The 18,971-nt window shown below is 66.8% G+C and carries 14 protein-coding genes and 1 pseudogene; 5 read left to right on the forward strand and 10 right to left on the reverse strand.

The window, feature by feature from the left end; translation table 11 throughout:
• From BLQ73_RS29450 to BLQ73_RS29480, 8 genes are all read right to left on the reverse strand, one after another.
• On the reverse strand, nucleotides 1-1,088 hold a 1,088-nt coding region (locus BLQ73_RS29450), incomplete at its 3' end, for a flavin-containing monooxygenase (RefSeq protein WP_218126084.1).
• 300 nt (nucleotides 1,089-1,388) lie between these two features.
• A complete protein-coding gene (locus tag BLQ73_RS34770) occupies nucleotides 1,389-1,523 on the reverse strand; it encodes a hypothetical protein (protein ID WP_275936337.1) in 135 nt (44 codons plus the stop codon).
• Between the two features lie 166 nt (nucleotides 1,524-1,689).
• Nucleotides 1,690-4,977, reverse strand: coding sequence for a helicase-related protein (locus BLQ73_RS29455; protein WP_093175914.1), 3,288 nt, complete (start codon nucleotides 4,975-4,977; stop codon nucleotides 1,690-1,692).
• Nucleotides 4,978-5,066: 89 nt separating this feature from the next.
• On the reverse strand, nucleotides 5,067-9,113 hold the full coding sequence (locus BLQ73_RS29460; RefSeq protein ID WP_093175895.1) for an Eco57I restriction-modification methylase domain-containing protein: 4,047 nt from the start codon (nucleotides 9,111-9,113) through the stop codon (nucleotides 5,067-5,069).
• 814 nt (nucleotides 9,114-9,927) lie between these two features.
• A complete protein-coding gene (locus tag BLQ73_RS29465) occupies nucleotides 9,928-10,176 on the reverse strand; it encodes a transposase (RefSeq protein ID WP_093175897.1) in 249 nt (82 codons plus the stop codon).
• Nucleotides 10,177-10,343: 167 nt separating this feature from the next.
• Nucleotides 10,344-10,712, reverse strand: coding sequence for a helix-turn-helix domain-containing protein (locus BLQ73_RS29470; protein ID WP_093175900.1), 369 nt, complete (start codon nucleotides 10,710-10,712; stop codon nucleotides 10,344-10,346).
• Entirely contained in the window at nucleotides 10,709-11,116 is a 408-nt protein-coding gene (locus BLQ73_RS29475; protein ID WP_093175902.1) for a hypothetical protein, read from the reverse strand. The genes BLQ73_RS29470 and BLQ73_RS29475 overlap by 4 nt, the downstream gene beginning before the upstream one ends.
• A 156-nt stretch (nucleotides 11,117-11,272) precedes the next feature.
• Complete coding sequence (locus tag BLQ73_RS29480; RefSeq protein WP_093175904.1) at nucleotides 11,273-11,605, reverse strand: hypothetical protein; 333 nt, start codon at nucleotides 11,603-11,605, stop codon at nucleotides 11,273-11,275.
• Between the two features lie 373 nt (nucleotides 11,606-11,978).
• On the opposite strand from BLQ73_RS29480, the gene BLQ73_RS31860 reads away from it, so the two are divergent.
• From BLQ73_RS31860 to BLQ73_RS29495, 3 genes are all read left to right on the forward strand, one after another.
• A complete protein-coding gene (locus BLQ73_RS31860) occupies nucleotides 11,979-12,209 on the forward strand; it encodes an integrase core domain-containing protein (protein ID WP_420820049.1) in 231 nt (76 codons plus the stop codon).
• 188 nt (nucleotides 12,210-12,397) lie between these two features.
• Nucleotides 12,398-13,012: an RNA polymerase sigma factor gene (locus BLQ73_RS29490; protein ID WP_245691543.1), complete on the forward strand. Its 615-nt coding sequence runs from the start codon at nucleotides 12,398-12,400 to the stop codon at nucleotides 13,010-13,012.
• Complete coding sequence (locus BLQ73_RS29495) at nucleotides 13,005-14,291, forward strand: CU044_5270 family protein (protein ID WP_093175907.1); 1,287 nt, start codon at nucleotides 13,005-13,007, stop codon at nucleotides 14,289-14,291. Before BLQ73_RS29490 ends, BLQ73_RS29495 begins: the two co-directional genes overlap by 8 nt.
• A 223-nt stretch (nucleotides 14,292-14,514) precedes the next feature.
• On the opposite strand, the gene BLQ73_RS29500 is transcribed toward BLQ73_RS29495, so the two are convergent.
• Nucleotides 14,515-15,432, reverse strand: coding sequence for a 5'-3' exonuclease (locus BLQ73_RS29500; RefSeq protein WP_093175909.1), 918 nt, complete (start codon nucleotides 15,430-15,432; stop codon nucleotides 14,515-14,517).
• Nucleotides 15,420-16,928 (reverse strand): PP2C family protein-serine/threonine phosphatase, encoded by a 1,509-nt coding sequence (locus tag BLQ73_RS29505; protein ID WP_245691544.1) that lies wholly within the window; start codon nucleotides 16,926-16,928, stop codon nucleotides 15,420-15,422. The genes BLQ73_RS29500 and BLQ73_RS29505 overlap by 13 nt, the downstream gene beginning before the upstream one ends.
• Before the next feature lie 215 nt (nucleotides 16,929-17,143).
• On the opposite strand from BLQ73_RS29505, the gene BLQ73_RS29510 reads away from it, so the two are divergent.
• Together BLQ73_RS29510 and BLQ73_RS29515 are read left to right on the forward strand one after the other, a co-directional pair.
• The gene (locus tag BLQ73_RS29510; RefSeq protein ID WP_245691545.1) at nucleotides 17,144-18,259 is read left to right on the forward strand and encodes a M24 family metallopeptidase; all 1,116 of its coding nucleotides are present in this window, start codon (nucleotides 17,144-17,146) and stop codon (nucleotides 18,257-18,259) included.
• An 85-nt stretch (nucleotides 18,260-18,344) separates the two neighbouring features.
• A pseudogene (locus BLQ73_RS29515) lies at nucleotides 18,345-18,971 on the forward strand (acyl-CoA dehydrogenase family protein); the annotation flags it as partial.

Raw genomic sequence — 18,971 nt, forward strand, 5'->3', positions numbered from 1 at the left:
ATCGCGCCGAGGGGGACCAGCGACAGTCCTGTCGCGGAGACGACCACGTCGGCGTGTATCTCGTCGCCGGACTCCAGCGCGATCCCGTGCTCCACGAATCGGGCGATGCGGTCGGTGACCACCGATGCCCGCCCGGCGGCCACGTCGCGGAAGAAGTCGCCGTTGGTCACGACGCACAGCCGCTGGTCCCAGGGCTGGTAGCGGGGTGCGAAGTGCCGGTCCACGTAGGCCGCATCCGGCAGGTACCGGAGGATGGCCCCGCGGAGATGCCGCTTGGTCTGCTCCGGGTAGCGCCTGCTCAGCCAGTAGGTCAACTGGCTGCTCAGCACGTTCCTGGCGCGCACCAGGCCGTGCGCGAGCCGGGCGGGAAGCATCCGGCGCAGCGCGTCGGCCGCCTTGTCGACGTCAGGCTGCGAGCTGAGGTAGGTCGGCGAGCGCTGGAGCATCGTGACGTGCGCCGCCGTCTTGGCCAGCGCCGGGACGAGCGTGATCGCGGTGGCTCCGCTGCCGATCACCACGACCCGTTCGCCGGTGACATCGAGGTCGTCCGGCCAGAACTGGGGGTGCACGAAGCGGCCACCGAAGGCCTCCACGCCCTCGAAGTTCGGCTGATGGCCCTGTTCGTAGTCGTAGTAGCCGGCGCAGATGTAGAGGAACGAGCACGTCCACGTGCCGGAGCGTCCGCCCTGCTCGGTCCGGACCAGCCAGAGGTTGTCCTCCCAGGACCACTCGGCGGCCGTCACCTTGCAGCCGTAGCGGACGTGCTGGTCGATGCCGTGCTCGCGGGCGGTGTCCTCGATGTAGCGGCGAATGCTGTCGCCGTCGGCCATCGATTTCTTCCCTCTCCACGGCTGGAAGGCGTAGCTGAGGGTGACCATGTCCGAGTCCGAGCGGACGCCGGGGTATCGGAACAGGTCCCACGTGCCACCGGGGCGGTCGCGGGCTTCGAGCACCGCGTATGTCCATTCGCGCTCGCGCTGGAGGTGCCAGGCGGCCCCGATGCCAGAGAGGCCGGCCCCGATGATCAGCACGTCGACGTGTCTCGGTGCGCTACGGCCGTGCTCATTCATGTTAGAAACGGTCGTCATGAAAACGACCGTATCATTCATGAACCATATGTGGTTCTGCCTGCGCGGCGTCGCTTCGCGAGCCTCGCTGGACGAGCGGCGCAATCCGCCAGGCCCTGGAACGAGAGCGCCTGGCGGAGGAGGGCGCCCTTGCGCCGCTCGGTCACAACGCCGGTCGCGCAGGTCACGCGCGGAGGCCTCAGGAGACCTGCTCCAGGTATCGGCGCTGATCGTCTAGGAAGCCGTCGGAGAACAGCGAGCGTGGTGCCGCGACGGCGAGAAGGAACGTCTTCAGCTCCGAGTCCTGAATCTCCTTGCGGATCAGGGCGTGGGTGGCGTCGGGATCTTCTGGCCGGTGGTTTCGCCGCCGAACCCGCGCAGCAGTTCCCAGCGAACGCTCGCAGCGTCCTCCTCGATCAGGTCATCCAGATGATCGTCAGGAGGGCGGCGAGTCACAGCACCACACGATACTCCTGCGAGGGACTCCGGCGATCACCCTCGGGCAAGGGGATTAGCGATCTCGGATGTTAGTTGTATCCAGCGGAGTGATTGAGTTCGGCAAGTCGAACTCGCAGGACTCCGCTCAGGCTGCGGCTCCCTCGATCCTCATCGGCATGCAGATTCAACAGGTCAGCTGTCCGGGGACGGTGGCGAGCCAGCAGACCAGACGGATGTCATCCTCGGTGATGGTCGGCAGAGGCTCGGGGGAGGGTTGCCGTATAAGGCCAAGCCGATCGGCAAGTTCAGCCAGGTGGTCCACTCGTTGCCTGGCGGCTCCCGGATGGGCCAAGCCGTCTCGGACGGCGCGAAGGATGCGCGGGCTGTAAGGGGCTTGGAGTCGGCTGACCAGATCGTCCTGTTGTGCTCCCAGGTATGCGCCATGCCTGCGGACGAGGTCGGCGGCCTCGCGCATGACCTTGGGAACGGGTTGCTGCAGGTTCGCCGGGTCGGCATTGCGCATCCACGAGGTGAGGATGTCTTGCCGGGCATGCGTCCAGGCACTGAACGCGGCGCGGTAGACGTCCTCGGTCAGTGCTGCCGGGACCTGTTGGCCGCCGGGATCGGCGGCCGCCAGGCACGCGAGGGTGTCGCTGACCACGATGGGACGGCCCTGCTCATCCACTGTGGCCTCGAGACCAGCGCCCAATGGCACGTATCGGAACCAGGGGCGTGGGTGATCACCAATTCGAGCGCAGAAGATCAATCCGGGCTGTGTACTACTGATTTGAACGAAACCAGACCCGCTACCCCAGGGCAGCTGCAGCACGGCCTGGCGGACGAAGGAGTGGCGAAGTTCGGCCTGAAGTCGGCGGCGGTACTCCTCGCCCGAGAGAGCTGAGGCGCCGCCGGTTTCGAAGAGAGTGGCGTCCTCATGGCGCAGCCGATCTATCTCCTCACGTGTCTCAGTCAGGTTGACGTCGTGGCCGGTGAAACCAGGGAGCACGTCGCCGACGCCAGTGGCGGCGGAAGCCTGCTTGAGCTTGCGCTGCAGACGCTCCTCAAGGCCGAGGAGGCGCTCGAGTTGCTCGTCAGGGAAGAAACAACGCAGGAAAACGGCGCCGTGGTCGGAGCCGATGCGGTCGATGCGGCCATGCCGTTGAACGAGCCGCATCGGGTTCCACGGCAGGTCGTAGTTGACAATGTGTCGGGCCTGTTGAAGGTTGACACCCTCAGCCAGTACGTCCGTGGTGATGATCAGGTCGTACCGGTCCTCCTCAACGCCGCCGCCTGCGGTGCGGGGTGAGAAACCGGCGATGACCTCAGCACGCCCGGAGCGGTCGGGACCGGACGCGGTGGCGATACGGTCGCGGTAACAGGCCAACCTAGGATCGGTTTCAACCGCGGCGAGTAGCCGCATGTGGATGTGGTCGACGGTATCGGAGTAGTAGGAGAAGACCAGCGTCTTGCGTTTATCTCGCGTCTGTTGCGGAGTGATCCCCTCCGCCGCGGCTTCCTCGGCGATGACAGCGAGTTCCTCGACCAGCATGTCGACCTTGGGATCTGGACCTGCCTGATGGTCCTGGACTTCGTCGCGGAAGGAAACGAGGAGGAAAAGGTCCGCTCGTACGGCGGCGCCCAACGCGGCAGCGTCGAACTCACCCGCATTCCGCACGTTGTTGTCGTCGGCGGCGTTGAGAGAGGAAAGGAAATCGTCCAGATCATCACCGTCTGAAGAGATCCACTCTCGTAGCGCGTCCCCGGTGAGGACCACGCCGTGGTTGAGCGCGAACAAGAAGGCCTCATGCCCGTCAATCATCTTGTCCAGAGTGCGCTGGAAGGCATAGGCCGAAGACTCGAACCGCTTGAGTAGCGCAGAGCGCAGGAGCCCTGCATTCTGTTGCTCGTACTGCTCCTCGTCGCCACCACGTCGGAAGCGAGACGGGACGTACCGAGCCAGCGTGAGCACTTCGCCGGGAGCATCCAGCAAGACTGCCGAGCCACCATCCTCGATACGGTCGGAATGGTTCACATGGGCGCCGAGCGCTGTGGCCAGCCGGTCGAAAAGGCCGGGGAGGGCCTTGTCCAGGTCGTAGTCAACGCGGCGAACCTTCGGAGTGGGGAACGTGATGTGCCGTACCACTCCATTGATCGCCACACGGTCTCCGACATAGTGGTGACGGACGAACCGCCGTGTGCGACGGACCGCCACTTTGTCCAACACGTCGAACAAGTGCTTAGGGGAGAGATCGTCAGGACTCATCGCCATGGCCCGGTCGAAGTACCTCCGCAGCGAAGGAACTCCTGATTCGGCGAAGGCCGCGTCATTGGTGACGAAATAAGAGATCAGGTTGTACAAGTCGATCAGGCTGTTGTTGACGGGCGTCGCGGTGAGCAGGACTACCCGCTTGGGGACAGCGCCGGTCAGTAACGCGCGCAGCGCCTCGGCCCGCTTGGTGGCGGCGTTGCGGAGTGCGTGGGCTTCGTCCACAACGACCAGCGCGTATTCGTCGGGATCCTGCAGGACCGCACCGGCCCGGCCAGCGGTGGGCAGGCCTGTCGCCAGTTCCTCGAAGGAGATGACGTCGGCACGCAGGTTGCGCTCGCGCAGAAACGGGTCCCAGGTGGAGTCCCGCAAAGTCGCTGGTGCGATGACGAGGGCCTTCTGGCGGTTGGCGATCACCGTCTCATGCAGGATCTCTCCAGCGATGAACGTCTTGCCGAGACCGACCTCGTCGGCGACGATCACGCCGTTCAGCCGGTCAAGGATCCGCTGGGCTCGCCACACTCCGTCCGACTGGAACGCGGTCAATTTGAGTCGTGAGGAGGATCGGGCCCGCTGTTCCTGTTCGACCTCCGCTCCGTACAGCTCATACAGCATCCGCAGGAACACCTCCCAAGGGCTGTGAGGCAGCCAGCGCGACTCGTACAGTGCGGACAGGTCAAAGGGAGCGGCCGCACGCCACATCTCCTCGTACCACTCGCGCACTTCGCGGACGGTCGCCGGATCGTACTGGCCGAGGTTGAGTTCCTTGTTGACGGCCAGACCGGCGTAAGTAAAGTTGCTCGATCCGGCGATCACTCCTGGAAGGGAACCGTCAACGACGAATGCCTTGCCGTGCAGGAAGCCGGTTTCGTAGCGGCGAACCTCGACCCGGCCCGAATGCAGCCAGTCGACCAGGCGCCGGGCCGCGGCGTCGGCCTCGATGGTGAAGCCGATCAGGTCGCGGTCCTCCTCCAATCGGCGAAGATGACCCTCTAATACGCGCTTGATCTGCTGGCGTTCCCCCCGCCTGCCGCTGCCGACGGCCAGAGGGCGAATCCGGGGCCGGGTCTGGTCTGGGTCGGCTCCTAGGAGGAGTCGCACTTGGCCAGCTTGTTCCAGTTCGTCGGCCAGGAGGCCGAAACCGGCCGGGTTGAAGTAGGCGGTTGCGATCGAGACTGGAGGCGGGGCGGCCAGTGTGGTCCGCATCCCGGCCAAGAGAGCATTGATTGCGTCCGCGACCGTGCTCTGGGGGCGGTTGGTGGAGAATGTGGGTCGGAAGTCCTCTGAAGGGGTGGTCACGCCACGTTGGCCTTCCACGCTTCGAAGTGGCGCAGTACGGCGGTGAGGCGTTCCGAGTGATCCCATCCGCGGTGGAAGGTCGCAAAGACATGGATGACCTCGCCGCGATCCAAGCCGTAGAGCAAGGCCACGAGCGCGTCCAGTTCGGCGATGAGGTCCTGCCGCTCGGTTTCGGAGTTGACAGAGCCCACCGGCACACCGACTTCTTCGGCCCACTCCGCATAGCGGCTGTCTACTGCTGCAAGCCGACCGGAGAGGATGATTGCTCTGCGGCGTATCGGGCTGTCCCCGGTCGGTTGAGGAATGGGAAGCGCCGACATGATCCCGGCAGTAACGTGAAGCTCAACGTAGCGGCGGGCATACCAGTCGAGCACCACGCTGCATAAGACACCGAGCAGGTAGGCCTCGTCCGCAGCCGTTCCCCGTCGCCGCAATAAATACGGTGCCGAATGGACCATCGTTGTGCCGCCAGGTATCAGCGCCGCGATGATGGTTCGGGAATCGATTCCTCGAGCGGTGTCCCGGAAGACGATACGTGGGTGTAGACACGGAAGCGTGGCCGGGTCCAGTGCCCACTTCTCCGGCATTCCATACATGGCACTGGTTGGCAACCTGATCTGTCGTTTCCGCTTCGAGTGCAGAAAAGGGATGACTTTCGAGGAATTGGCGTAGGCATAGGGAGAGCCGTAGTCCGGACGCCACAGGTTGAACGATCCGACCGTGAGCACGGGCACGTCTCCAGTGCGCTCGCTTTGCTTCAGGTCGAAGAGCGCCTTGTCTGCGGTGGAGTGCAGCTCACGTAGAGGGACGAATTCGCTTGCGTCTTCGGAGGAGTCGAGCCGAGGGTGAGAGCGGAGCTTGAGAAAAAGTTCCATGCTGTCTTTCCGCGGGAGTACCGGAAAGGAAGCTCCATCCGACCAGGAAACAAAAGTGTCGGCGTCGACCACATGGCCGGAGAGCTGGGCTCCCTCGTCGAACTCCAGCCGGGAAAAGAAGGGCCCGTGCAATTCCAGGCTGCCCGAATGTCCAACACCTTTGACCAAGGTCGCCAGACCGATCATGTACTGCGGATGCACCTCCTCAAAGACCCAGTGGCGATTGTTGACCAGCATTGTTACGTCGGCGAATGCTCCTTCCGCGAGGACGATTCGCCGGAACTTGGCTCCGGCGGTGCCGTTGAGAACCGTCCGCGGCAGCACCACACCAAGCCGTCCGCCTTCGCGCAGCAGATGCCAGAAGCGCCATGCGAACGCCAATGACAGGTCCGTGTCAGTGGCTGCTCGCAGCCCGGGAAACGGTCCCACGCTCAGCGCTTGCTTGACCACCTGTACGGCCTTGATTTCGGCCTCGTACTCAGCGACCAGATCGGGCCGCTCCGCCCGGTGCCGCGCGAGAGCCGTGCGCCGCTCCTGCTGTGACATCGATCGAAGCCCAGGGAAACGCAGGCCCCACCACTGGTGCTCTTCGACCTTCACCTTCTCCCACGGAGGGTTTCCCAGAAGCACATCGAAGCCCGGTCGCTCCCGCAGGAAGACCTCGGGGAAACGGAGCGGAAAGTGTGTCACCCCCAGTTCGTCCAACCGGTCGTGCACCCCGGGCGTGTGCCCGGCCGCGACGGCCTGCTCGGGGGTGACCAGCGGCTTGATGAGCCCCAGCCGCATCGCCACGGCTGCATCGAACAGGGCACGCGCGTCCGACGCATCCTCCAGCGCCTGCTCGTGGGCGATGCGGGCCTCCGTCACCTCCTGCTTGGTGGCCTCAGCGGTGAGCGCGACCCGGGCGAGCCTTTCCCGAGCTGTCCCCAGCGCCTCTTTGATCGGCTCCTCGAACAGACTGACAGCACCCATGGTCGCGCTCTTCGGGTCGAGGACCTCTACGACCTCTTCGATCGTCCCGATTCCGGTGAGGCTGTTACCGACGACCAGTCCGTGGTCGAGCGAGGACATGGGCAGACCAGGGACGAAGGTATGGATCCAGACCGCGAGTCGGGCCAGTTCGACTGCCATCGGGTTCAGATCCAGCCCGTAGACGCAGCGGCGGGCTATCTGACGCCGCAGCAGCGCGGAGGTTTCGATCTCCACCTCGTCAGCATGGTCATACAGTTGCGCGCGAGCGGCGGCGGAAAGCCTACTCAGCTCGTCGTGGACTGCGGCAATGGGATGCTCAGTCAGGAAGGTCGTGAATCGGGACTCGATCCGATCGATCGCCGCGATGAGGAAGTGCCCCGATCCCATCGCCAAGTCCGCCATTCGGAAGTCGAAGAACGCGTTGGCGGCCTCGGCGTTATCACCCGAGTTCAGGAGCGCACGTACCCGGTCGAGGTGGGTGCTGAGCGCCGGTTCGAGCGCCGTGTCCAGCAGGTGCTCAACCGCGAATGACTTGGTGAAGTAGGAACCTGTCGATTTTCGCTTTCCTGAACGGTTGTGAAAGTAGATGTCACCCGAGTGCACGGCTGCTTGGTCCCCACCGATGGCCGGTATGAACGAACCCTCCTTGTCGATCTTGAGTGGTCCTGGGGCGATCGACAGGGACGACTCCAGCAAGCCTTCGTAGCATGTACCGAACTCGCGGACGCTCAGGGAACGGAAGTCCACTGGACCCCGAGTGCCGTCTGGACCAACGTCCACCAATAGGGCGCGCAGAGCCGGCCCGAATTCCGCGTCGCTGAGACGCAGGGACGCCAGGGCTGCTCCCGAGGGATTGGTGTGCCCGTCAGAAGAGAAAAGCCCGCCGTTGTAAGCAGGAACGTTCCAACCCTGGTTTCCGCAGTCGATGGCATTCCAGACGGCGGCCATGTCGTCCCACAGTGCCGTCGCCGACGGGTCGAACGTCTGGCCTGGTTCGGCGGTGAAGTTCCGGGCGAGGGTCTTCGCGGCATGGCGTGTGTAGTGCTCGTTCCGGCCATACGGCAAGAGCCCACGGTCTTCAGCGTAAGCAGTGAAAAGGAGCCGGAACAGGATGACCAAGGAGTGCTGGTAGGCCTCCTGTAACTCGCCGTCGGTCGCAGCTTGCATACGTCGTGCCACGGCTACGGCCAGCCCAGGGACGACATCGTGGTAAACACGCTCCCTTAGACGCCCCCCCAGATTGGCGGCGAACTGGGACGACGAGCGCAGGATGTCGTGCACCGTCCCGCCGGGGCCGAGCGCCGCGGGGGAGAAAATCAACTGGAGGTATCCGGCGGCGTCCTCGCGAAGCAGAGCCAGATCGAGTTCGAAGTAGGTCTCCCCCTGGCTCTGCCGCCCGACTCCGACGGCTGGGGCCACTGGATGCAGCCGGATTCGGCTGCCCCGCACGACGATCACCCAGGGCAGGCCGAGCCGTGTCCCCACCGCTATTGCGTAGGAGACCGGAGAAACGGCATCGAACCGCGGCGCCGGACGATCGAAGACCTCTTCATCGTCCAGCAGCACGGCGACGGCTCGGGAACTCCCCCGTTCCGTGAGCAGCATCGCGGCGGAACTTTCAGCGGAGGTCCCGTATCCGAGACCATGAATGAGGCTCAGGCCACGCAGTCCCAGGAGCGGTTTTGCCGTGGCGGACGCCGACGTCCAGTCGCTGCGGTAAGGGACGCCGGTTCGGAGTTCATGGGTGGCGAAGAGACCAATGTTGTGCAGGCCGGCGATGTCATCCGGGTCGGCCAGAGCGGGAAGCATGCGCTCCAATGCGCGCCTGGCGAAATGGCCGTCAGGTTCTCTGAACGCCTCCGAGCACGCGCGTGCCAGCCGGTCGACATCGACATTGGTAAGTGGGTCGGACACTCCACAGGTTGACGCTTTGACGGTCTCGCCGTCCCGATACAGGACCGCGAGGAGTACTGGGGCAGGTCGGCTGTCGTGGCGGTGCCTCTGCAGTCGCCGCACGGCTTCGGCCGGAGGCGGACCTGAAAGGCAGGAGGCGATGGCCACCTCCAACCCGTCGCCTCCACGGCCAATCAATACGTGATGGGGAATCAGGTCCGCCGCCTTATTCGAAGGAGCGTTCCATGGAAGTGAGGGGACGTCGATCGATTCGAGAAAATTTTCGACGATATCTAAAGGCATGGATTCGCCTCCCTTTGAAAGGCTGCTTATGCCCCGAGTTTCTTGAAGATATATTCCTAGCCCTATAGGTGTCAATTGTAAATTATTGGCCATTTCGGTTTGCCGAAACCGGAAATATATGAGAAGTATTCGCACTTCGGGACTCTGGATGGCTTGGGGTCGAGACTCTGACATTTTGTCGGACGTGCAAGTGCGGCAGTTGCCATTCATGGTGTGATCAGTACGGATGCGCGATAGGCCGATGCGATCTTGTGATCGGAAGCGGGCGCAACTAAAGCAGCCACTCGTGATCGCGACACTCAGCGGCTGCTGAACCGGACCCGATGGGGCAACCACGTCGCGATGAGCGCGGTGCGCCGCTTCGCCGTCGGCCCCGCCGACCTGACCAACGGCGCACTGGACGAATCGGGGCAAGAAAAAAGGCACTGCCGCGGCCGGAGCCCAACGCCGGCACATGGGCTGCGCGGGCGGCATCGACAACGGCGTCAACACCGTCTACCCGGCCTACATCCGAGCCGGAACCGGACATGCGCTGATCGCCGCCCGGCAGTAGATCCCCACCGAGCAGATCGCCGACCCCGTCACGGCGATCACCACGGGGCTACCGGTCGACCTGGCGTCCGCCACCAAGAGGGAACTGGGGATCGACCTGCCGTCCGACGCCTACGCCGGCGGCGTCCACCTGGATTCCCTGACCGGCGACGAGGTGCACGGCGCCTGCACCTTCCTGGAGCAGCACCGGCAGGCCTACGTGCTGCGCGTCCGCGCCACCTTCACCCTCACCCTTCCGCCGCGATGAAGGCGTACTTGTCGCTTACCGCTGCCCCGACGCAAAGTATGCCGACACTTTTTCCAGGAAAGCGACCTTCTGCTGCAGTTCCCGGTTCTCCCGTTCGAGTTCGCGCAGACGCGCCCGGTCGGAGAAATTCAGCGTCGGCTCGTCTGCGGCATGCTTCTGGCGGTAGACCTTGACCCAATTGCCGAGCGTTGTATCGCGTACGCCGATCTCACGTGCTACAGCCGCGACAGTCCGGGAGTTCTCCACGACCTCGCGAACGGACACCTCCTCAGCGTGAGCGTCATGCCCACGGTGTCGCTAGGCGTGATCCCGATCGGCATCGGCCGCTCCGCGATGTGGTCGACAGAGGCGTTCTTCATGTTCGACGAGGAGGAAGTCCCCACGTGTTCGTGTGCTGTTTCATCCGGACACGAATGTGATCAAGCGGAGCGCTATTGGAGGTGGCTATGCCTTAGTTGACCGAGATCGAGTTCTATCCGGGATCCGTGGACGGTGACCACGATGCTCGCGCTGTCGGCCCCGGTGGCCATCAGGTAGTCGTACAGGGTGGACAGCAGCATGTCGTTGCGGTTCTCCAGCCGGGATACCACCCCCTGTCCAACCCCGAGCTTGCGGGCTACTTCCACTTGGGTCATCTGCCCGGCCTTGCGGATCATCGCAAGGTTCATCGCGTAGCTTCGGTCCATCTCTTCGGCCGCCTCGTTGGCCTGGGCGACCTCGGCAGCGAGCTCCGGGTCGGACAGCAGCCGATTCAGGTGCTCGTTACCGTGCACAAACGTAGTGTTCTCTGACTCGGTCATGGCTTCTCCTCGTAGGACGTCTCCCGTTTCCACTGGTCGATCAAGGCATCTGCTCGGGCGGCGACGCCGTTGTAGAACAGGTCGCCCAGCCTTGCTTTGTTTCCGGCGAACAGCGCGACGACCACCTTGCCGGTGTCAGGCGGGAACCAGCAGATCAGCCGTACCGCTACTTCCGGATGATAGGCGTGGGAGACTCGCCACAGGGGGTAGCGTCGCGACTGGCGGACCCATCGCAGAGTGGCTAGCTCCTCTTCTCGATCCGGTGGTTCGGATAGATTTCGTAGCTGATCCAATGCGCGAGCCGTGAGGACCAGCATGAGGCGTGAATGTTCGTCTCCCGCGCGTGCGTCGGCTTCCAGCCGGTCGAGCCAGTTACCGAAGTCGGCTGGCCAGTCGATGTCCACGATGGAATTATGCCTTCAAAGTGATATGCTACGCAAGTCATATCGCCTACCAGGGGTGACGCGTCGTGTGGGGACCTGAGGGCGTGTGTCCGATCCATGCCCGCGAGGTGGGGTGATGTGCCCTGAAGTTTCCGGACAGCATGGTCAGTGGTCAGTTCAAATATAGAGCTCGGTCACCCTTGATCTGATCGTCTCGCCCGGCTCTTCGAGAACGCAGCGACCACCCAACTCCACCTCGACGCCGTCGACCGGCCGGGTGCGGATCACTGCCCCGTACCGTCCATGGATCACTTCCAGAGCCCGGTCGAGCTTGAGAGTCAAGAGCATGGACGCGCTCCCGCACGCCTCGTCCTCCCCCTTACCGATCCGCGGTGCCCAGAACCGTGCGCGTACGCGCCCCTCGCCGCGGTCGATCCACGACCACACCTGGGTGAAGTCCCCCCCTTCGGGCAGGCCCGTCAGCCGGTCGATCTCTTCGGGGCTGCCCATCTCCCGGTGCCGCCAGGGTTTCGACCATTTCGGGTGAGACGAGGGAGTGCTGAGCCTATCGGAGCCGGGGCGAAAGCCATGGACGCGGCGCGTATTGTCCGCCACCAAAATGTCTAGAAATGCCGCATGGTGCCATGCCGTACCGCGTACACGCGAGTAACCGGCGAGTAATCGTCAGCCCGCCGCGGGGCAACGCGGGCCTGATGGCGCACTCTTGACCATTCGATTAATGCCAAACGTGCTGGTCTGGTCGGTATTCCGGTCGCGAGCGAACTGTGCCACCGTGAAGGTGGCGGGCTCCGCCTCGAAGAGGGCCACCAGTCCGGACGCCGCCGCGGCGACGTAAGCGCCCTCACTCGTGGTCACGCCAGCCGTGTCCGGCAGGCCTGCGCGCGGGCCGCCGCGCATCCCCAAGCCCAGCGCCCGCCACTTACGACGCGTGCTGGCGATCTACGAGACCCACTTCAATGAGCATCGCCCGCATCGCTCCCTGGGCCAGGCCGCCCCGCTGCGAGCCCTTCCCGACGCGGTCGAGGACGATATCAAGGTCATCCGGCGTGACCGCCTCGGCGGGCTGATCCACGAATATGTGCAGGTCGCATAGGGCGGCCGAGTTCTTGGCACCCAATAACCGCCGCGACGGCGCGTGAAACCCCGCCCCCTGATCCGCACCGCACAGGCATTCCCTGGGAAGGGTGCACCGGGAGCTCGTGAAGAAGAATCCAGGCTCCGACGGAGTAATAGTGTGAACCACAGTAAACGCATCCCCGTAGCCAGCTGGCGGGAGGGCGCATGATGGCCCTGCCGAGGGTCTCCCAGCCCCCGCACGGGATTGACGACGCCACGCTCGTCGAGCAATCTCGGCGTTTTCCCGACCGGTTCGCGGTTCTCTACGATCGCTACTTCCCTGAAATCTACCAGTACGTGGCCGGGCGACTGGGGACGCAGGTCGCCGACGATCTCGCCGCCGAAACGTTCCTTGTGGCGTTCCGCAAGCAGGAGAGCTTCAACGGGGCACGCGGCCAGGTACGAACCTGGCTCTACGGGATCGCGACCAACCTGGTCGCCCAGCACCGTAGGAGCGAGGCCCGCCGCCTTCAGGCCCTCCAGCGGACGCCGGTCGAACGCGTGACGGACTCAGGCCACGAGGATCTCGTGGCTCAGCGCCTGGTCGCCGTCGGCGCGCGGGGGCAGCTCGCGTCCGCGCTGGAGGTGCTTTCCGAGGCCGACCGCGACGTGCTGCTCCTCACTGCCCTTGCCGGGCTCGGCTACGAGGAGATCGCCCAGGCTCTCGACATCCCTCCGGGCACCGTCGGGTCCCGGCTCAACCGCGCTCGCCGGAAGCTTCGCGGCGCCCTCGGCGGCGTCAACCCGCTGCAGGAAGACTTTGGAGACGCAGATGGATGACCTGAACGCGGTGCGGGACCTGCTCTCCGCTCCTCGCCCCTCCCCGCAGGTGACTGCCGAGGGCCGTGCCCGGCTCGTCGCCTCCTTCACCGCCCAGACGATCACCCCGAACCCTCAGGAGAACCTTCACGTGGACACGCAGACCCCTCCTCACTCGCGCCGGGCCGAAGCGGAGGCGGGGAACCGCCGCAGGGCGCTGCGCACGGCCAGGTGGACGGCGCTCGGGGTGGGGCTGCTCGGTGCGGCGGCCGCCGTCACCGTGGTGATCACGTCGGGCACGGCCCCGGGCGGCCCGGACTCCATCACCCTCGCCCAGCCGCCCTCGGCGGACGCGTCCACCGGCTCGTCGGCGCGGCCCAACACGAAGCCGACGGCCCGGCAGATCCTGCTTGCCGCCGCGGCATCGGTCGCGAAGACTTCCGCGAACGGCGACTACTGGGTGAACCGTGTCGTCAGCGGCAGCACTGAGCCCGCCCCGAACGGAAAGTACCTGCTGGAGAAGACCTACTCCGAGGAACTGTGGGCGTCCCCGGTGGCGGGCAAGCCCACCTGGAGGATCATCCAGTTCCTGGGGGCCAAGCCCGCCACCTCGGAGGACGAAGAGGCATGGCGCGCCGACGGCTCACCGAAGACCTGGACGTACCCGGCGAAGCGCGTCACCAAGGGCGGTAAATCCTTCCTGACGAAGAGCCGGACGATCACCGGTGCCGCGAATGCGCGCGAGGCATGGCGGGAGGACGCGGGCGGGTCGTTGGGCGTGCTTACCAACGGCGAGCCGATGACCCTGGACCAGCTGGGCAAGCTGCCGTCGACCCCCGAAGGGCTCCGGGACTACCTGGAGTCGGTCATCAAGAAGAATGCCGCAAATGGCACCGGACCGCGCCTGGGCCAGGACGCCGACCCGCGGCTCTACGACATGGGCGTGCGTATCATCATGCACTTCCCGGTGTCACCGGAGGTACGGGCCGCTGCGTACCGGATGATCGCGTCCCTGCCCGGCGTGACGGCCGACGGCGAGGCCACTGACCCGCTCGGCCGCCGCGGCCAGGCCGTCAGCATCCCGCGTACGACCGACACAGGCGAGGCTGAGGGCGTCGACCGGTTCGTGGTGGACACCGAAACCGGGCTGCCGCTGGCGCTGGAGCACACCAACGCACCGGATCCGTCGAAGCAGGGGGCGGCTGGCTTCTCCTTCGAGGCGGTCGAGCAGACCGGCTGGACCGATAAGAAGCCCAACCTGCCCGCAAACCGGCGTAGCGCCGCGGACGCCGCTGGCTGATCCAGGTCCTTCTCCGAGTGGTCAGGCAGCCACTGACGAGAGCGGCCAGGATACGACCGAACCTGGGGGCGACAGCCAGGCGTACCTGGCCGTCGCGCCCGATCACTGGGTCGGCACTGGCCGCGCCAACCACGATGAAAAGGCCGGCGAGGACCTAGAAACCCCAGGTCGAACGCGGTATTGGTGAGTAGGGCGGGTGGGACTTGAACCCACGACCCACGGATTATGAGTCCGCGGGTTTGGCAAGCGCGCCGAGGAGGCGGCCGAGGGGGCTGTCCAGGCCGTACTTGTCGGACAGGGCCACTAGCGCGTCCGGGTCGCGGGGGGCGGTCGGCAGGGCCAGGGGGATGTCCGGCAGGGGGGCGTCGTGGGCGACGCGTACGACTGCGGGGGCGACGCGGAGGTAGTCGCGGGCGGTGGTGAGCCGGTTGCGGCTGCCGGCGGGGAAGCCGTCGGTCTGGCCGGTGTCGAGGGCGGCGAGCAGGGCCTCAAGGGAGCCGAAGCGGGTGATGAGGGCGGCGGCGGTCTTGTCGCCGACGCCGGGGACGCCTGGTAGGCCGTCGCTGGGGTCGCCGCGGAGCGTGGCGAAGTCGGCGTAGCCGCGGCCGGGGATGCCGTACTTGGCGGCCACGGCGGCCTCGTCGAGGATCTGGAGGTTGCGGATTCCCCTTACTGTGTAAAGGACGCGGACCGGACGGGCGTCGTCCACGAGCTGGAACAGGTCGCGGTCGCCGGTGACGATGTCGACCGGGCCGGTGGCTCTCGCCGTACAGGTGCCGATCACGTCGTCGGCCTCGAACCCCTCCACGCCGATGCGCGCGACGCCCACCGCGTCGAGCACCGCTTCGATCACCGGCACCTGCGGCGCCAGTGTGTCGGGCACTTCCTCCTCGTCGCCCTGCGCCACCCGGTGAGCCTTGTACGTGGGGATGGCCGCCACCCGGAACGCCGGCCGCCAGTCGGCGTCCATGCACGCCACCAGCTCGTCGGGGGAGTGGGTGCGCACAAGGGTGGCGATCATGTCGATGAGGCCCCTGACCGCGTTGACGGGCATGCCGTCCGGCGCGGTCATCGATTCGGGGACGCCGTAGAAGGCACGGAAGTAGAGCGACGGCGTGTCCAAAAGCATCAGACGGGGCATGCGGCCATTGTTACAGCCCTCGGCCCCTCCCTCAGCCGGACGGCCAGCAGACACGCGTCGTCATCCGGGTTCGGCCCCCCGACCGCGGCGAGGAGCCGGTCCAGGCCGCCGTCCAGATCGCCGTCCAGGTCGCCGTACGGGTCGGCGGCCAGCGCCTCGGCCGCCGCGCGCCGCGCCAGGTCGAGCCCGACGCCGATGTCGCGACCGCGCCGCTCCACCAGCCCGTCGGTGAACAGCAGCAGCACGTCCCGGGCGCGGAGCCGTACGCGGGCCAGCTCGTACGGAAGGTCGCGGTCGGCCCCGAGCAGGATGCCGGACGGCGACCGCAGCCGACGGGCCACGCCGTCGCGCACCAGGATCGGAGCCGGATGCCCGGCCTGCGCCCAGGTGAACACCCCGCTCGCCGGGTCGAGATGGCCCACCACCGCGGTCGCCGTCGCGTCCTCGAAGGACGCGCCCGCGCCGTGCAGCACCAGCTCGTTCAGCCAGTCCAGCAGCGCGTCCGCCGAACGGCCGGTCATCGTGAGGCCGACCAGGGCGTGGCGGAGCTTCGCCATGTGCGCGATGGCGGGCAGCCCGTGCCCCGACACGTCGCCCACGGCCAGCAGCAGGCGGCCGTCGGGCAGCGGGGCCGCCTCGTACCAGTCGCCGCCGAGCCGCGCGGTCTGCTCGGCGGGCACGTAGCGGACCGCGATCTTCACCCTGGACAGGTCGCTCGACGGGGCGAACTCGGGGAGGATCGCGTTGCGCAGCGCCAGCATCACGGTGCGCTCCTCGGCGGCGCGTGCCCGCGCCTCGCTCATCGCCCTCTCGGTGCTGCGCCGCTCGGTGATGTCCTGGACGACCCCGTGGACGGCCGTGGCGGCGCCCTCCGGCCCGAACACCGCGTCGAGTACCATGCAGACGTCGCGCGCCCCGGCCCCGGGGTGGATCCGGAACTCCGCCTGCACCGGTTCGCGGCCTTGCGCGGCGGTCCACAGCAGGCGGTCGAGCGCGGTGCGGTCCCGCGGGTCCACGTGCGCGGCCAGGTCGTGCAGCCTGACCGGGCCGTCAGACGGGCTCCTGTCGAAGATCACATAGACGTGCTCGGACCAAATGCCCTTGCCCGTGCGCAGGTTCCACTCCACCCAGCCCATGCCGCCGAGCCGCTGCGCGTGGGTGAGCTGCGTCGGCAGTAAACCGGGCCCTCGCGGGGGCCGCCCCCGCGAGGTGGGCGGCTCGACGAACACGCCGCCGAGGCGGAGTGCCTCGTCGGCCGGCATCGGCTCCGGATCGAGGCCGACGCCCGGCAGGGCGGGCCGTCGGGGAGAACGTGAAGTGAGATCACCGTCGGACCGCAGGGTGAGGGGCCCGTCCCGGTGCCCGGCCCGGTGGCCTTCGCGGTGGGCTTCCTGGTGGCCTTCCCGGCCGGATTCCCGGTGGGCTTCCACGGGGCCGTCGGGGTGGTCGTCCTGGTGGTCGTCCTGGCGGGGGAGATGCGGCTGGGGGCCGCCCATGACGCCGACCATGTCGCTCGCTCTCAGACAAAGGAGGGGGAGAGGGGCAATATGCCCAAGCAATGCGTTATCACTTTCCCACGGAGTGTAGCGATCGACCCCGCCAGAGTGAGAGCTTTTCTCAGGTTTCCCTTGTCCCCGGTCACATGCCCCACGCAGGTAAAGGGGTGTTTCCCCATATATCTTCCAACGGCGAGAGGGCTAGATTGGAACCCGTGACATCGGAGTCCTCTGACCTCTACCCCGTGACCCGCCTCGCCGCCGTGCGCGAAGCCACCGCCGAGGCGGGACTCTCCGCCCTGCTGCTGACCCCCGGGCCCGACCTGCGCTACGTCACCGGCTACAGCGCCCTGCCCCTGGAGCGGCTCACCTGCCTGGCCGTGCCCGCCGACGGCGACGCCTTCCTCATGGTGCCCCGCCTCGAACTCCCCGCCGCGCAGCACTCGCCCGCCGCGCGCCTCGGCGTCGAGTTCGTGCCCTGGGACGAGACCGACGACCCCTACGCGCACGTCGCGAAACGCCTCGGCCGCGCCGATACCGTCGGCCTCGCCGACCACATGTGGGCCATGCAGTCGCTGCGGTTCCGCTCCGCCATGCCCGACACCGAGCAGGTGCTCGCCGGCACCGTGCTCGCCGCCCTGCGCTCACGCAAGAGCCCCGCCGAGGCCGCCGCCCTGCGCGAAGCGGGCGCCGCCATCGACGCCGTCCACGCCCAGGTGCCCGGTTTGCTGCGCCCCGGCCGTACCGAACGCGAAGTCGGCAGGGACATCGCCGACGCCATCATCGCCTCCGGCCACGCCACGGTCGACTTCGTCATCGTCGCCTCCGGACCCAACGGCGCCAGCCCCCACCACGACCTCTCCGACCGGGTCATCGAGCCCGGCGACGCCGTCGTCGTCGACATCGGCGGCACCATGCCGAGCGGCTACTGCTCCGACTCCACCCGCACCTACAGCGTCGGCGAGCCCCCCGCCGACTTCACCGCCTACTACGACGTGCTCCAGCGCGCCCAGGACGCCGCCTGCGCCGCCGTACGGCCCGGCGTGACCTGCGAGTCGATCGACGCCGCCGCCCGCCAAGTGATCGCCGAAGCCGGCTACGGCGACCACTTCATCCACCGCACCGGCCACGGCATCGGCATCGAAACCCACGAAGAGCCCTACATCGTCTCCGGCAACACCACCCCGCTCGCCGAAGGCAACGCCTTCTCCGTCGAACCGGGCATCTACCTCCCCGGCCGCCACGGCGCCCGCATCGAGGACATCGTCATCTGCGGCGCTCACGGCGGCGAGCGCCTCAACAACCGGCCCCGCGACCTCGTCGTGGTCTAGCCTCCCGCGCCCGGCCCGCCCTCCGGGGCGGGCTTTTCCACTCGTACGGCTACCGCCGCGCGAGCCCCTACGGCCAGGTCGGGGCGTCGAAGAGCTCGCCACCGGATGGCTCGCTGTCGGCCTCGGCGTCTCCGTGCACACCCTGTCCTGCTTCCCCGTCGCGTTCTACGCCGACGAGAAACGCCGCGCCGAACTCCTGCCCGACATGCTCGCCGGCGGCCGGCTCGGAGCGTACTGCCTGTCGGAGCCGAACTCCGGCTCCGACGCCGCAGCCCTCACCACCCGGGCCGTCCGCGACGGCGACGGCTACACCGTCGACGGCGTCAAGGCCTGGATCACCCACGGCGGCGCCGCCGACTTCTACACCCTCATGGCCCGCACCTCCGACGACGGCGTCCGCGGCATCTCCTGCTTCCACGTGCCCGCCGGCACCGCGGGCCTGTCCTTCGGCAAGCCCGAGCACAAGATGGGCCTGCGCTCCTCCCCGACCGCCCAGGTCCGCTTCGACGGCCTGCGCCTGCCGCCTGAGGCCCTCACCGGCGGCGAAGGCCAAGGCTTCCGCATCGCCATGTCCGCCCTCGACGGCGGACGCCTCGGCATCGCCGCCTGCGCCGTCGGAGTCGCCCAGGCCGCCCTCGACGCCGCCACCGCCTACGCCGCCGAACGCCGCCAGTTCGGCAGCCGCATCATCGACTTCCAGGGCGTCGGCTTC

It is taken from the genome of Sinosporangium album (assembly GCF_900100605.1).
Taxonomy (GTDB): domain Bacteria; phylum Actinomycetota; class Actinomycetes; order Streptosporangiales; family Streptosporangiaceae; genus Sinosporangium; species Sinosporangium album.

Excerpts from the sequence above, each read along its gene's own strand:
- BLQ73_RS29455 (WP_093175914.1), bottom strand. The coding sequence starts at position 4,977 with ATGCGGACCACACTGGCCGCCCCGCCTCCAGTCTCGATCGCAACCGCC.
- BLQ73_RS29460 (WP_093175895.1), bottom strand. The coding sequence starts at position 9,113 with ATGCCTTTAGATATCGTCGAAAATTTTCTCGAATCGATCGACGTCCCC.
- BLQ73_RS29470 (WP_093175900.1), bottom strand. The coding sequence starts at position 10,712 with ATGACCGAGTCAGAGAACACTACGTTTGTGCACGGTAACGAGCACCTG.
- BLQ73_RS29480 (WP_093175904.1), bottom strand. The coding sequence starts at position 11,605 with ATGGGCAGCCCCGAAGAGATCGACCGGCTGACGGGCCTGCCCGAAGGG.
- BLQ73_RS29490 (WP_245691543.1), top strand. The coding sequence starts at position 12,398 with ATGATGGCCCTGCCGAGGGTCTCCCAGCCCCCGCACGGGATTGACGAC.
- BLQ73_RS29495 (WP_093175907.1), top strand. The coding sequence starts at position 13,005 with ATGGATGACCTGAACGCGGTGCGGGACCTGCTCTCCGCTCCTCGCCCC.
- BLQ73_RS29500 (WP_093175909.1), bottom strand. The coding sequence starts at position 15,432 with ATGCCCCGTCTGATGCTTTTGGACACGCCGTCGCTCTACTTCCGTGCC.
- BLQ73_RS29505 (WP_245691544.1), bottom strand. The coding sequence starts at position 16,928 with ATGGGCGGCCCCCAGCCGCATCTCCCCCGCCAGGACGACCACCAGGAC.